Origin of the sequence: Vogesella urethralis (assembly GCF_007644045.2) — a bacterium.
Taxonomy (GTDB): domain Bacteria; phylum Pseudomonadota; class Gammaproteobacteria; order Burkholderiales; family Chromobacteriaceae; genus Vogesella; species Vogesella urethralis.
In genome coordinates this window covers 103,625-117,042 of the sequence record NZ_VMDW02000075.1, presented here as the reverse complement: position 1 = coordinate 117,042, position 13,418 = coordinate 103,625, and the positions used below count along the sequence as shown (strand labels likewise).

The 13,418-nt window shown below is 66.6% G+C and carries 12 protein-coding genes; 7 read left to right on the top strand and 5 right to left on the bottom strand.

The genetic code is table 11. From position 1 onward, the window contains the following. Position 1 precedes the first annotated feature (1 nt). On the top strand, positions 2-313 hold the full coding sequence (locus FLQ03_RS07625) for a TfoX/Sxy family protein (protein ID WP_206210888.1): 312 nt from the start codon (positions 2-4) through the stop codon (positions 311-313). Then, the gene (locus tag FLQ03_RS07620) at positions 306-878 is read left to right on the top strand and encodes a DNA-3-methyladenine glycosylase I (RefSeq protein WP_144371386.1); all 573 of its coding nucleotides are present in this window, start codon (positions 306-308) and stop codon (positions 876-878) included. Before FLQ03_RS07625 ends, FLQ03_RS07620 begins: the two co-directional genes overlap by 8 nt. Positions 879-913: 35 nt before the next feature. On the opposite strand, the gene FLQ03_RS07615 is transcribed toward FLQ03_RS07620, so the two are convergent. Beyond that, positions 914-1,660: a substrate-binding periplasmic protein gene (locus FLQ03_RS07615; RefSeq protein WP_144371385.1), complete on the bottom strand. Its 747-nt coding sequence runs from the start codon at positions 1,658-1,660 to the stop codon at positions 914-916. A gap of 282 nt (positions 1,661-1,942) precedes the next feature. On the opposite strand from FLQ03_RS07615, the gene FLQ03_RS07610 reads away from it, so the two are divergent. Genes FLQ03_RS07610 through FLQ03_RS07600 form a run of 3 tightly spaced genes read left to right on the top strand, consistent with a single transcriptional unit; the run spans position 1,943 to position 7,496 of the window. Next, positions 1,943-3,328 carry an efflux transporter outer membrane subunit gene (locus FLQ03_RS07610; protein ID WP_144371384.1) on the top strand — a complete coding sequence of 462 codons (1,386 nt, stop codon included), beginning with the start codon at positions 1,943-1,945 and terminating at the stop codon, positions 3,326-3,328. Continuing rightward, positions 3,325-4,425 (top strand): efflux RND transporter periplasmic adaptor subunit, encoded by a 1,101-nt coding sequence (locus FLQ03_RS07605; protein ID WP_144371383.1) that lies wholly within the window; start codon positions 3,325-3,327, stop codon positions 4,423-4,425. The genes FLQ03_RS07610 and FLQ03_RS07605 overlap by 4 nt, the downstream gene beginning before the upstream one ends. Further along, positions 4,422-7,496: an efflux RND transporter permease subunit gene (locus tag FLQ03_RS07600; RefSeq protein ID WP_144371382.1), complete on the top strand. Its 3,075-nt coding sequence runs from the start codon at positions 4,422-4,424 to the stop codon at positions 7,494-7,496. Before FLQ03_RS07605 ends, FLQ03_RS07600 begins: the two co-directional genes overlap by 4 nt. 103 nt (positions 7,497-7,599) lie before the next feature. Here the strand turns inward: FLQ03_RS07600 and FLQ03_RS07595 are convergent, their stop codons facing one another. From FLQ03_RS07595 to FLQ03_RS07585, 3 genes are read right to left on the bottom strand one after another with little or no spacing between them, the layout of a single operon-like run. Then, the gene (locus FLQ03_RS07595; RefSeq protein WP_144371381.1) at positions 7,600-7,983 is read right to left on the bottom strand and encodes a DUF1987 domain-containing protein; all 384 of its coding nucleotides are present in this window, start codon (positions 7,981-7,983) and stop codon (positions 7,600-7,602) included. Between the two features lies 1 nt (position 7,984). Next, positions 7,985-8,545, bottom strand: coding sequence for a SiaB family protein kinase (locus tag FLQ03_RS07590; protein WP_144371380.1), 561 nt, complete (start codon positions 8,543-8,545; stop codon positions 7,985-7,987). Continuing rightward, positions 8,542-9,792, bottom strand: a complete 1,251-nt coding sequence (locus FLQ03_RS07585; RefSeq protein ID WP_144371379.1) for a SpoIIE family protein phosphatase — start codon at positions 9,790-9,792, stop codon at positions 8,542-8,544. The genes FLQ03_RS07590 and FLQ03_RS07585 overlap by 4 nt, the downstream gene beginning before the upstream one ends. A 128-nt stretch (positions 9,793-9,920) precedes the next feature. Here FLQ03_RS07585 and FLQ03_RS07580 point away from each other — a divergent pair, with 128 nt between their 5' ends. Together FLQ03_RS07580 and dbpA are read left to right on the top strand one after the other, a co-directional pair. Beyond that, a complete protein-coding gene (locus FLQ03_RS07580; protein WP_144371378.1) occupies positions 9,921-11,078 on the top strand; it encodes a PQQ-dependent sugar dehydrogenase in 1,158 nt (385 codons plus the stop codon). Between the two features lie 81 nt (positions 11,079-11,159). Continuing rightward, a complete protein-coding gene (gene dbpA / locus FLQ03_RS07575) occupies positions 11,160-12,542 on the top strand; it encodes an ATP-dependent RNA helicase DbpA (RefSeq protein ID WP_144371377.1) in 1,383 nt (460 codons plus the stop codon). A 78-nt stretch (positions 12,543-12,620) separates the two neighbouring features. Here dbpA and FLQ03_RS07570 read toward each other — a convergent pair whose 3' ends face one another. Continuing rightward, positions 12,621-13,259, bottom strand: coding sequence for a YitT family protein (locus FLQ03_RS07570; RefSeq protein ID WP_144371376.1), 639 nt, complete (start codon positions 13,257-13,259; stop codon positions 12,621-12,623). Between the last annotated feature and the right edge of the window lie 159 nt (positions 13,260-13,418).

Below are 13,418 nucleotides of genomic sequence, written 5' to 3'. Positions count from 1 at the left end.
TTTGTGCCATGCCACTGACAGCACGCTGGCAGCAGCGCCGCGTTACACTGGCGGCATGAACGCTACCGCCAACCTCGGCCCGGCCTCGTGGCGGCTGTTGCAGGCCGCCGGCATTGCCGACCTTGCCGCCTTGCGCCAGCTGGGCGCCGTTGCTGCTTACCTGCAAGTGAAGCGCAGCGGGCAACACGCCAGCCTGAACCTGCTATGGGCGCTGGAAGGCGCGCTGAGCGGCCGCCACTGGCAGCAGGTAGCGCGCGACGACCGCCTGCGCTTGCTGCTGGCACTGGAAGACCTGGAGAAAATGCATGACTGAACTGACACGCTGCGGCTGGTGCGGCGACGACCCGCTATACATGGCCTACCACGACCACGAATGGGGTAAGCCGGTACACGACGACCACAAGCTGTTCGAGATGCTGATACTGGAAGGCGCGCAGGCCGGGCTGTCGTGGATCACCATCCTGCGCAAGCGCGAGCATTACCGCCGCGTGTTCCATGACTTCGACCCGGTGAAGGTGGCGGCGATGACCGACACCGACGTCGAGCGCCTGTTGCAGGACCCGGGCATCGTGCGCAACCGACTGAAAGTGAACAGCGCCATCCGCAACGCACGGGTGTTTCTGGCCATGCAGCGCGAGCACGGCAGCTTTGCCGCCTGGCTGTGGGCGCAGGTGGACGGCCAGCCGGTACAGAACCACTGGGCCACACTGAAAGACTGCCCGGCCAGCACGCCGCTATCGGACAGCATCAGCAAGGCATTGAAAAAAGCCGGCATGAATTTTGTCGGCAGCACCGTGATCTACGCTTTCCTGCAGGCTACCGGCGTGGTGAACGACCACCTGCTCAGCTGCCCCGAACACCCGGCCAACCGCCGCTAGGGCAGCCCCCAAGCGGCACCGTGCATGCGCCAGCCCTAATGCCAGGGGTTGGCCGCCAGTAGCGCCGCGTAGCTGCCGTCGCGCTGGATGCGCTCGATCGCCTGTTCCAGTTCCGCCAACTGCAACGGCGCCTGCGGCGACAAGGCACAGCGCGCCTGCACCCGCTGTATCACCTGTGGCGGGTTCAGCGGCAGGCGCGGAAAGTCGTGCTGCAGGTAGTAGCGCAACGCCGCCTCGCCCACCACCGCGTAATCGTAACGACCGGCCAGCAGCCGCTGCAGGCTGGTCTTCACCGACGTACTGTCGCTGCGTACGAAGTGGCGGCCCAGTTGCTGCTCCAGCAACGGGTAACGATAGCCGCTGAGCGTGCCCACCGGCTTGCCGGCCAGTTGGCGGAGCTGCGCTGGCGCCCGGGTTCGCGTGGTGCTCACCAGCAGATCGCTGACATCGATAAAGCCCTGGCTCCAGCGAAACGGCCCCGGCAACCAGTCCGGCATATAGCCGCACAGCAGGTCGCCTTCGCCACTTTCCAACGCGGTGGCCAGCCGCTTGCGCGGCAGCGACAGCAGTACCGGCGCGTAGCCCAGCCGGTCCGCCAGCAAACGGCCCAGCGCTGGCTGGAAGCCTTCCCCTTGCGGCGTCTGCCCCTCCGCTGCCGGCTTTTCGCGCAGCAGGATGCGCAGCGGCGGCGGCGCTTCCACCGCCTGTGCAGCTGGCAGACAAACCGCCAGCAAACCGGCCAGCAAGATGATGCACCGCCAAAGCGGCCTTGGCTTGTTCATGATCTGCCCCCCGTTCACGACATGCTGTAGCCGGTATACCCCCGCCGGCCACGCGTCCGCCAGATGGCGCGCCGCTTTCGATAATACTAGTCCACCAGTGGCTGACAGCTGTGCCAGTGCAGCATGTCATGCTCAAACCCGCTGGCACGCGCCATGCCGGCGGCACTGCCGGCATGTTTCAATACCGATACAAAGCCGACGTAAACGCCATAAACCGGCCATGCACACTGGCGCCTTCGTCGCGCGCAGGGCTTCCCCCTGCCGCACGCCAAGGAGCACTGCATGACCATACCCGCCTGCTACCGGCTGTTGCCGCTACTGGCTGCACTCACCCTGCTGGGCGGCTGCGCCACGGTTGGCCCGGCCTATACCGCCCCAACCCCGCCGCTGGCCAGCCAGTGGCAAGCACCGCAAGCCCACGACGGCAAGCTGGCCAGCCTGCTGGACTGGTGGCAGCAACTGGACGACCCGGTACTGCACCGCCTGCTGACCGTCACCGAACAACAGCATCCGTCGCTGCAGAGCGCGTTGGCCGCCATCGACAGCGCCCGTGCCGACGTCGACAGTGCGGCGCTGGCCGGCGTGCCGACGGCCAGCCTTAGTGCCAGTGCTACCCGCCAGCGCGGCAGCGGCACTACCCGCAGCAGCGCGCTGGACGCCAGCTGGGAAATCGACCTGTGGGGCAAGCTGCAGCGCAACCGCGAAGCGGCCAGCGCCCGCCTGCAAGCCAGCGAGGCCGATTGGCACGACGCCCGCGCCAGCCTGGCGGCCGAGCTGGCCAACTACTACGTGAACTACCGTGCCAGCCAGCTACTGGCGGAACTGGCCCAGCTGGCGCGGCAGTCGCAACAGGCCAGCACCGAGGCGACCCGCGGACTGGTAAGCGCCGGCTTTACCTCGGCGGTAGACGGTGCCGATGCCGAAGCCGCGCTGGCCAGCGCCGACAACACCCTGCTGGCGCAGCAAGCCGAGACCGAGGTGTACCTGAAAGCGCTGGTCGCCATCAGCGGCATGCCGGAAGCCGAACTGCGCGCGCTGCTGGCCAGCGAACCGGCACGGCTACCCGCTGCGGCCAACCTGCAGGTAGACAGCGTGCCGACCGACCTGCTGCGCCAGCGCCCCGACCTGCAAGCCGCCGAGCGCCAGTTGGCCGCCGCCAGCGCCGACATCGGCGTGGCCGAGGCCGCCCGCTACCCGCAGCTCAGCCTCAGCGGCACGCTCAGCGTCAGCCGCAGCCAGGGCAAGCAACACAGCAGCTGGCAGATGGGCCCCGGCCTTAGCCTGCCCCTGTTCGATGGTGGCAGCAGTCAGGCCGCCGTCACCCAGGCACAGGCCAGTTACCGCCAGGCGCTGGCCAGCTACCAGAGCAGCGTCCGCAGCGCGGTACAAGAAGTAGAACAAGCACTGGTACGCGTAGACAGCAGCCGGCAGCGTGAAAGTGCGCTGGCCGCCCGCTATCGCCTGGCCAGCGGCCAGCTGACGGCCGTCAACCGCCAGTGGCAAGCCGGCAGCGCCAGCGTGCTGGAGCTGGGCAGCGCCCTGCGCAGCAGCATCAGCAGCCAGCAAGACCTGATTACCCTCCAGCGCGACCGCCTGCTGTATACCCTGGCCTTGTACAAGGCGCTGGGCGGCGGCTGGACCACCCCAAGTGAAAGCCAAGCCTCATGAAAAAGCAGCATCTCGCCCTCGCCGGTCTGGTCGGCGCCGCCCTGCTCCTGCCCGTCGCCCTGTGGCAAACCCCGGCGCGTGCCGCCCAGGCTACGCCGGCACGCGCCAGCGCGCTGGCGGTAGAAACCATCCGCATCCAGCCGCGCATCTGGCCGCAGACGCTGGCCCTCAGCGGCGGCATCCATGCCTGGCAGGAAGCCAGCATCAGCGCCGAAACCGGCGGCCTGCGCATTACCGCGCTGCACGCCGACGTCGGTACCGTGGTACGGAAAGGCCAGGTGCTGGCCGAGCTGTTTGCCGACAGCATCCAGACCGACATCCGCCAGAACGAAGCCGGGCTGAAGCAGGCCCGCGTGGCGCTGGGCGCCGCCCGCAGCGACCTTGACCGCGCCCGCGCGGTGGCCGATAGCGGCGCGCTGTCGGCGCAGAAGATCGAACAGTACGCGCAGGCACTGCAAACCGCCGAGGCCGACGTTGCCGCCGCCAAGGCCAAGCTGGCCGCCAGCCGCATCACGCTGGGCCACACCCGCATTACTGCCAGCGACGATGGCGTCATCACCAAGCGCAGCGCGCAGCTGGGCCAGGTGGTGGCCAGCGGTACCGAGCTGTTTACATTGCAGCGGCAGCAACGGCTGGAATGGCGCGCCGAAGTGGACGCCAGCCAGCTGTCCAGCATCAAGCCGGGCATGCAGGCCACGCTGCAGCTGCCCGATGGCAAAACCGCCAGCGGCCGCGTGCGTCAGTTGGCACCGGCGCTGGACAGCAGCAACCGTCTGGCGCTGGCCTATATCGACCTGGCCGGTAACAGCAGCGCCCGCGCCGGCATGTACGCCAGCGGCCAGCTGAACCTGGGCCAGCAACTGGCCTACACCGTACCGGCCAGTGCCGTCACCGTGCGCGACGGGCGCCAGTATGTATTCGAACTGCAAGCCGGCAACCTGGTGCGCCAGCGCGAGGTAAAGGTTGGCCGCAGGCAAGGCAACGAGGTGGAGCTACTGGGCAAAACCGACCGCAACGTGGCGCTGGTAAAAAGCGGCGGCGGCTTCCTGAATGACGGCGACAGCGTGCGTGTCAGCCAGGGCGGAGCGGCGCGATGAATTTTTCTGCCTGGTCGATCCGCAACCCGGTACCGGCCATCCTGCTGTTCGTGCTGCTGAGTCTGGCAGGCCTGTGGGGCCTGCGCGCGCTGGGCATCCAGAACTTCCCCGACATGGACTTCCCCACCGTCACGGTCAGCGCCAGCCTGGAAGGCGCGGCGCCCAGCCAGCTGGAAACCGAAGTCGCCCGCCCGCTGGAAAACCAGATCGCCACCCTGGGCGACGTACAGCACATCACCACCACCATCACCGACGGCGCTGTCAGCGTGAGCGTGGAGTTCCCGCTGGAAAAAAACAGCGAAGAAGCGCTGAACCAGGTGCGCAACGCAGTAGACAGCGTGAAGGCCAAGCTGCCGGCCGCCATGCAGACGCCCACCGTCAGCAAGGTAAACACCAGCGGCCAGGCGCTGATTACCTACAGCGTGCAGGCGGCCAACCTTAGCGAAGCCGAGCTGAGCTGGTTTATCGACAACGACGTCAACAAGGCGCTGCTGGCCACCCGTGGCGTGGGCAAGGTGGCCCGTGTCGGCGGTGTGGACCGCGAGATCCTGGTGGCGCTGGACCCGCTGCGGTTGAACGCGCTGGGCGTCAGCGTGGCCACCGTGGCCAGCCAGCTGGGCAATGTGCAGCAAGATAGCGCCGGCGGCCAGGGCCGCGTATCCGGCGGCCAGCAAACGCTGCGCACGCTGGGCGCCGCCGGCGATGTGGCCACGCTGGCGGCATTGCCGATTCCGCTGGGCGACGGTCGCCACGTGCGGCTGGACCAGATGGCCACCGTCAGCGACACCCAGGCCGAGCGCAGCACCTATGCCCGCATGGACGGCAAGCCGGTGATCGGCTTCCAGGTCACCCGCAACAAGGGCGAATCGGAAGTGGCGGTGGTGGAACGCACCCGCCAGACCGTGGCCCAGCTGCAGGCTGCCCACCCGCAGATCCGCATCACCGAGGCCTCCAACACCGTGGCCTCGATCGAGGACAACTACCAAGGCTCGATGCACCTGCTGCTGGAAGGCGCCATCCTGGCCGTGCTGGTGGTGTGGTGGTTCCTGCGCGACGGCCGCGCCACCTTCGTGTCGGCCACCGCGCTGCCGCTATCGATCCTGCCCACCTTCGCGCTGATGTATTACTGGTCGTTCAGCCTCAACACCCTCACCCTGCTGGCGCTGGCGCTGGTGATCGGCATCCTGGTGGACGACGCCATCGTGGAAGTGGAAAACATCGTGCGCCACCTGCGCATGGGCAAGTCGCCACGCCAGGCGGCGCTGGAAGCGGCCGACGAAATCGGCCTGGCGGTGATCGCCACCACCTTTACGCTGGTGGCGGTGTTCCTGCCTACCGCCTTCATGAGCGGCATTACCGGCCGCTTCTTCCGCCAGTTCGGCCTCACCGCCGCTGCGGCGGTACTGGCCTCGCTGCTGGTGGCCCGGCTGCTGACGCCGATGATGGCGGCCAGCATGCTGAAGGCGCACCCGGTACAGCAGCAAGACAGCAAGCTGATGCAACGCTACCTGGTCTGGGCCGGCTGGTGCATGGCGCACCGCAAGACCACGCTGGCCGCCGCCGGGCTGTTCTTTGTGGCCTCGCTGGCGCTGGTGCCGTTGTTGCCCACCGGCTTTGTACCGGCGGCCGACGTTGGCCGCACCAGCATCAGCGTGGAGCTGCCGGCCGGCAGCACGCTGGACGACACCCGCCGCGTGGTAGCCGCCACCGAGCAGCGCGTGCAGAAGGTAGCCCACGTGCGCCACGTGTTCAGCTCGGTGGGTACCGCCAGTACCGGCGGCGGCCCCAGCGCCAGCAGTAGCAACAGCAACAACAGCGCCACGCTCACCATCACGCTGGCGCCGCGCAGCGAACGCAGCGTCAGCCAGGCCGTCATCGAAGACGCGCTGCGCGACGCCGTGCGCGACGTGCCCGGTGCGCGGCTGGCCGTGGGTGGCCAGAACACCGGCGAAAAGCTGCAGCTGACGCTGACCGGCGAAGACAGCAACACGCTGCTAGCCACCACCCGCCAGCTGGAGCGCGAACTGCGCAGCCTGCCCGGCATCGGCAACGTGAAGTCGGACGCCAGCCTGCAGCAGCAAGAGCTGCAGATCACCCCGGACGCCGCCCGCGCCGCCGAGCTGGGCGTCACCAGCAGCGCGCTGGCCGACACCGTGCGGCTGGCCACCTACGGCGACTTCTCCACCAGCCTGGCCAAGCTGTCGCTGCCACAACGGCAGCTGGACATCCGCGTGCGGCTGGACGATAGCGTGCGCGGCAACCTGGCTGCGCTGGGCCAGCTGCGGGTGCCGGCCACCAGCGGCAGCGTGCCGCTGCAAAGCGTGGCTGCGCTGAACGTGGGCAGCGGCCCCAGCCAGATCAACCGCCGCGACCGCCAGCGCCAGGTCACGCTGGATGTCGAGCTGGGCCAACGCAGCATGGGCGAAGTGCAGCAGCAAGCCAACGCGCTGCCGACGCTGCGCCAGCTGCCGGCCGGTGTCAGCCTGCAACCGTCCGGCGACGCCGAGCGCATGGGCGAGCTGTTCGGCAACTTCGGCATGGCGATGGCGGTAGGCGTGCTGTGCATCTACGTGGTGCTGGTGCTGCTGTTCCACGACTTCCTGCAGCCGCTGACCATCCTGATGGCGCTGCCGCTGAGCGTGGGCGGGGCGTTTCTGGCGCTGCTGCTCACCGGCAACAGCTTTTCCATGCCGTCCATCATCGGCTTGCTGATGCTGATGGGCGTGGTCACCAAAAACGCCATCCTGCTGGTGGAGTACGCGGTGAAGGCGTGGCGCGAACAGGGGCTGACAAGGTTGGCCGCCATGCTGGACGCCTGCCACAAGCGCGCCCAGCCCATCCTGATGACCACGGTGGCGATGGGCGCCGGCATGCTGCCGATTGCGCTGGGCCTGAGCGCCGACCCCAGCTTCCGTGCGCCGATGGCGATTGCGGTGATCGGCGGCCTGCTGACCTCTACCCTGCTCAGCCTGCTGGTGGTGCCGGTGGTGTATACGGTGGTGGACGACGTGCAGCAGTGGCTGCGGCGCTGGCTGCCGCAGCACCAGCAACACGCAGACACGACACCCTGACCCGGCGGTCAGGCATGTGTAAAAAAGGCGCTAGCAGCCCTGTGCCGCTAACGCCTTTTTGCTGTGCAGCAGAACAGTAACTGCGGGCACAGCAGCTGCGCCCTCAGGCCAGTTCCAGCAGGTGCACGTCCAGCGCCGGGTTGTCTTCGGCGATTTCCTGGCCAAACTCCATGATGGTGTCGTCGTCCGGGTCGCTGTGCCAGTTAACGGTGACGTAGTTGCCGGCCACTGCCGCGTCGTTCAGGCGCTCGAACACGGCCAGGATGGCCTTAGTGCTGGCGCTGTTGAAGTAGGCCAGCTGGACGTCCACGGTAATGCGCACGTGGTCCAGCGGCGCCAGGTAGGCGTCCAGCGCGGCCATGATGGGGGCGAAAAACACACTGGCGTTTTCCGGGTAGCTCTCGCCACGCAGGCTCAGCTGGTGGCGGGCGAAGTCGAAGTCCACTTGCGGGCTGTAGCTGGTGGCGGGGATATGGAGGTTTTGCATATCAGATCGAGGCTTTCAGATAGAACATGGTGATGGGGCTGAGCGGGCCGTCTTCGTCGATGAAGTCGAACTCCACCGGCTCGGTAGCGTCGCGCGCCACGGTAAGGAAACCCAGGCCGGCGCCCTTGCTTTCGGCGTCGTTGTCGCTGCGCAGCTTCTGCTTGTACAGCTGCTTGATGTCGTCGTTGCTCATGCCCAGCAGCGGCATCAGCTTGTCGCGGATGCGGCCAACCTGCTCGCGCGCTACCGGGTTGGCACAGACCACGTAGTAGTGCCCATCCTGCTCGCCCACCCACAGCGCGCCACGGCGGATTTCCTGGTCGCTGCTGTCGCCGGCGGTGACGTGGTCGGCCGAGTAATGCACCACGTTCTGCGCCATCTCGATGAACACCGAGAACAGGCGGCGACGCTGCACATTGCTGGCGTCGGTCTGGTTCAGGCGCTGGCGCAAGGCGTCGCCCATGGCGCTGACGATGGCTTGCGAGAAGTAGCCGGTGTAGTAGAAGACCACGCGCTGCTGGCGCGCCAGGTCCTGGAAGCGGTAGAAGTGGTCCAGGCTCATGGACGGGTTTCCTTCAGGTGTACGCCGAACAGGCTGACATCGTCGCGGCGGCTGTTTTCGCCCTGCCAGTGGTGGAACGCGTCCAGCAGCGCCTGCTGCTGCTGTGCCATCGGCAGGTGGGCGTGTTTGAGAATCTGTTCCTTGAAGCGCTTTTTGCCAAAGCAGATGCGCTTGGCACCGCCGATCTGGTCGATGATGCCGTCGGTGCTGATGTACAGGCGGCTGCCGGGCTTCAGCTTCAGCGTGCGGTTGTCCCACTGGTAGTCCAGCGGCGTGCTGACATAGCCGACGCCTTTCTTGTTGCCGTCCACCACGTCCACCTCGTCGCCCTTGGGCGGCAGCACGAAAATGGGGGTTTTGGCGCCGGCAAAGGTCAGCGTGTGGCTGGCGTAGTCGTACCAGCAGAAGGCGCAGTCCATGCCGTCGTCGCTGCGCACTTCCACATGCAGCTCGGGGTGGCGCTCGTGGTCGGCCAGCTGGCCCAGCGATTCCTTCACCTGGCGGTTGATCGCCCCCAGCAGCGCCGCCGGGTCGTGCAGGTCGTGGCTGCCCAGCACCTGCTTCAGTGCCGAAGCCATGATCAGCGTCATGAACGCGCCCGGCACGCCGTGGCCGGTGCAGTCGATGACGGCCACGAAAAAGCCGTCGTCGCGCTTCACGAAGTAGTAGTAGTCGCCGCCCACCACGTCGCGCGGCTCCCACACCATGAAGTAGTCTTGCAGGCAGGCCGCCATGTCGCGGCGCGAGCTCTGTAGGAAGGACTGCTGGATTACCGAGGCATAATGGATGCTGTCCATCATCTGGCGGTGCTTTTCGGCCTGCTGGTCGGCCAGCGCCTGCATCAGCGACACGCCCTGGCCCACGCCGGCGTAGGCACCGTCTACCGTGATCAGAAAGCCGTCCGACAGCACCTTGTCGCCGCGCTGCAGCGCCATGAACGACAGCTCGGTCAGCGGCAGGTGGTAGTCCACCACCAGCGGGTTGGTGTCCATGAACGCGGTGCACGGCTTGCGGCCGAAAATCTCGCGGTGGAACGGCCGCGCCAGCATGCTCATGAAATGGTTGCGGTTGATGATGCCCAGCGGCTGGCCATCGCGCACCACCGGCAGGTTGGCCAGCCCTTCGTGGCTGGTAAACACTTCCAGCACCTGGTAGTTGGTACTGTCCGGCAGCACCACCGGCGGGTTGTCCAGCAGGTGGCCGGCAACCTGGGTAACGGCAGACAGGGTAAAGTTGTCGCGCTGCATGATCTGTCCTGCGGCTTGAAAGAATGCGCGCAGTGTAGGCAGCCGTCGTGACGCAACCGTGACAAGACTTTGACGCTATCGTTAAACAAAGCCTCCAAAAGAAGGTGTTATATTAAATCAAACGATTTATGACAAAAACAAGCCTCTGCCTGCTGGCCGCCACCTGGCTGGCCGCGCAAACCACGCTGGCGGCCAACTGTGACGGCCTGCCGGCGCTGGCTGCCCCCGCCGCCGCCGGCCTGTGCGCCGGCGTGGTGGCCAGCGGGCTGACGCTGCCGCGCGGCATCGCCCTGCTGCCGGACGGCAGCGTGTTGCTGACCGAGATGGTGCGCTGGGACGCCCCGGCTGGCCGCCTGCTGCGCTTCACCCGCAGCGGCAAAACATGGCAGAAGACGGTACTGGCGCGCCAGCTGGACCGCCCGCACAGCGTGGCGGTGCTGCCGGATGGCCGCATCCTGCTAGGCGAGGTTGGCCGCATCAGCCTGCTGGATGCTTCCAGGCCGGCGCAGCGCCAAACGGTCGCCAGCCTGCCCTTGCGCCAGCGCCACCCGCTCACCAGCTTTACGCTGGCGGGCGACACCTTGTACGTGAACATCGGCAGCAGCTCGGACAACTGCGAAGCGCAGCGCGGCCAGACGCTGTGCAGCGAAGCAGAAGGCGGCAACCCGGCCGGCAGCGTTCGCCGCTACCGTGTGCTGGCCGACGGCCGCCTGCAAAACCTGGGCGTACTGGCGCGTGGCCTGCGCAACAGCATGGCCATCGCCGTCCACCCCGGCGGCAGCGTGCTGCAGGCCGAAAACAGCCGCGACGCGCAGCATCTGGCCGCCGGCCTGCCCAACGACAATAACCTGCCGCACGACGAGCTGAACCTGCTGCAAGCCGGCGGCCACTACGGCTGGCCGTATTGCTACGACGCGCAGCGCAACGCACCGGAGTTTCCGCGTTACGCCTGCCGCACTACCCGCGCCCCCGCCATGCTGCTGCCGGCGCACAGCGCGCCACTGGGCATGACGTGGTGGCTAGGGCCGCAGGCGCCGGCGCCCTGGCGCGGCCAACTGGTGGTAGGCCTGCACGGCTACCGCCAGCACGGGCAGCGCCTGGTGGCCTACGCCACCGATGGCAAAGGTCTGCCCCAGGGCCGGCCACACACGCTACTGGGGCCGTGGCGCGGCAAGGGCGGGCCGGCCGGGCCGGTGGAAATTGCCCAGGCTGCCGACGGTGCGCTGTGGTTTGCCGACGACCGCAACGGCCAGCTGTTACGGCTGGCAAGCCACTCAGCACGCTGACATCGCACCGGCAAGGTTGGCCGCAAGGCCGCTAGCTGCTACACTCCGCGCCTTGCCAACGCAACCTAACGCCAAGTCATTGTGAACAAAGCCAAATTCAGCACCCTGCAACTGCCGCCGGAAGTCCTGTCCAACCTCGATAGCCTGGGCTACACCAGCATGACCGCCATCCAGGCGGAAAGCCTGCCCGCCATCCTGGACGGCCGCGACGTGATCGCCCAGGCCAAGACCGGCAGCGGCAAGACCGCCGCCTTCGGTCTGGGCCTGCTGACCAACATCAACCCGCGCTGGTTTGCCATCCAGGCACTGGTGCTGTGCCCCACCCGCGAGCTGGCCGACCAGGTGGCGCAGGAAATCCGCCGTCTGGCGCGCTGTATCGACAACATCAAGGTCATCACCCTGTGCGGCGGCACGCCGATGGCGCCGCAACGCGCGTCGCTGGAACACGGCGCCCACATCGTGGTGGGTACCCCGGGCCGCCTCCAAGACCACCTGTCGCGTGGCACGCTGGAGCTGGCCGGCGTGAAAACGCTGGTGCTCGACGAAGCCGACCGCATGGTGGACATGGGCTTCATCGAAGAGATCGTCGGCATCGTGCGCGCCTGCCCGCGCAACCGCCAGACGCTGATGTTCAGCGCCACCTACCCGGACAACATCCGCAAGCTGGCCGAGCAGTTCATGAAGCAGCCGCACATGGTGAAAGTGGAAGCGCTGCACGACGCCGGCCAGATCGAACAATGGTGGTACGAGATCGACCCGGACGACCGCCTGGACGTGGTCGCCCGCGTGCTGCACAGCGTGCGGCCAACCTCTGTCCTGGCGTTCTGCAACACCAAGCAGCGCTGCAAGGAGCTAGTAGCCGAACTGCAGCAGGCCGGCTTTAGCGCCGAAGCGCTGTACGGCGAGCTGGAACAGCGCGACCGCGACCAGATCCTGGCCCGCTTTGCCGGCAAGACCATCACTGTGCTGGTCGCCACCGACGTGGCCGCCCGCGGCCTGGACATCAAGGACCTGGACCTGGTGATCAACGTGGACGTGGCGCACGACCCGGAAGTGCACATTCACCGTATCGGCCGTACCGGCCGTGGCGACAAGCACGGCCTGGCGCTGACGCTGGTGAGCCCCAGCGACGCCCGCCGCGCCGCCAGCATCGAGGAATACCAGAAAGCCGAACTGGCCTGGGAAGACCTGGCCGACCTGAAACCGGCGCCAGGCGGCCCGCTGCTGCCGCCGATGGTGATGCTGGAGATTGCCGGCGGCAAACGCGACAAGCTGCGCCCGGGCGACATCCTGGGCGCCCTCACCGGCGAAGGCGGTATCCAGGGCACGCAAGTGGGCAAGATCACCGTGTTCGAGTTCAACACCTTCGTGGCACTGGACCGCCACATCGCGCAACAGGCCTTCGACCGCCTGAGCGTGGGCAAGATCAAGGCCAAGAGCTACAAGATGCGGTTTGTGGCATAAGCCGCCCGCAACGTTCGGGCCGCATGAAAAAAGCCAGACAGTGTGCACTGTCTGGCTTTTTCACGCCCTGCCGGGGCATCAAGTACCGATGTAGCGATCCGGCCGGTGGTTCATGGCGATGATCATGTTCAGCGCGGCAGCGCCCAGGATGGAACCCAGCAAGGCCGGCACGCTCACCAGGAACAGCGACGCCAGCAGGATGACCAAGTCCAGCCCCAGCTGCAGCTTGCCAGCGCGAATGCCGTAGCGGTCCTGCACAAACAGCGCCAGGATGTTGACACCGCCCAGGCTGGCCTTGTGCCGGAACAGCGCGATGAAGCCCATGCCCATCATCAGGCCGCCGATCAGGCCGCTGTAGAACGGGTTCAAGCCATCAAAATGGGCAAACTGCGCGTGCAGCCCGGTAAACAGCGACAGCAGCGTTACCGCAGCAAAAGTCTTTAAGGTAAACACCCAGCCCATGCGCTTCACCGCCAGCCAGTAAAACGGCAGGTTGATCAGCGAAAAGGCCACGCCGAAAGGCACGCCGGTCTGGTAATGCACCAGGAAGGCCAGCCCCGCCGTGCTGCCGGTGAGCAGGCCGGCACTCTTGAACATGGCCACGCCGAAGGAAATCAGCAGCGTGCCTACCAGAATGGCCAGCGCGTCTTCCAGCCAGCTATGGCCCAGCGCGTCGTCAGCCGCCGGTGGCGGCAAAGCAGAAGCAGTAGCGGTCATATCGGAATCTCTATTGCGATGCAACAATTTCATCATTTTACCAATACTGCCAACATTCACAATTAACAAGCATCAAGTAGTTGCATATCCACAATAAAAAGCAATTTACAACCCACAAAGCCAAGCAAACGACCCATGGCACACCCCTACCCCATGACA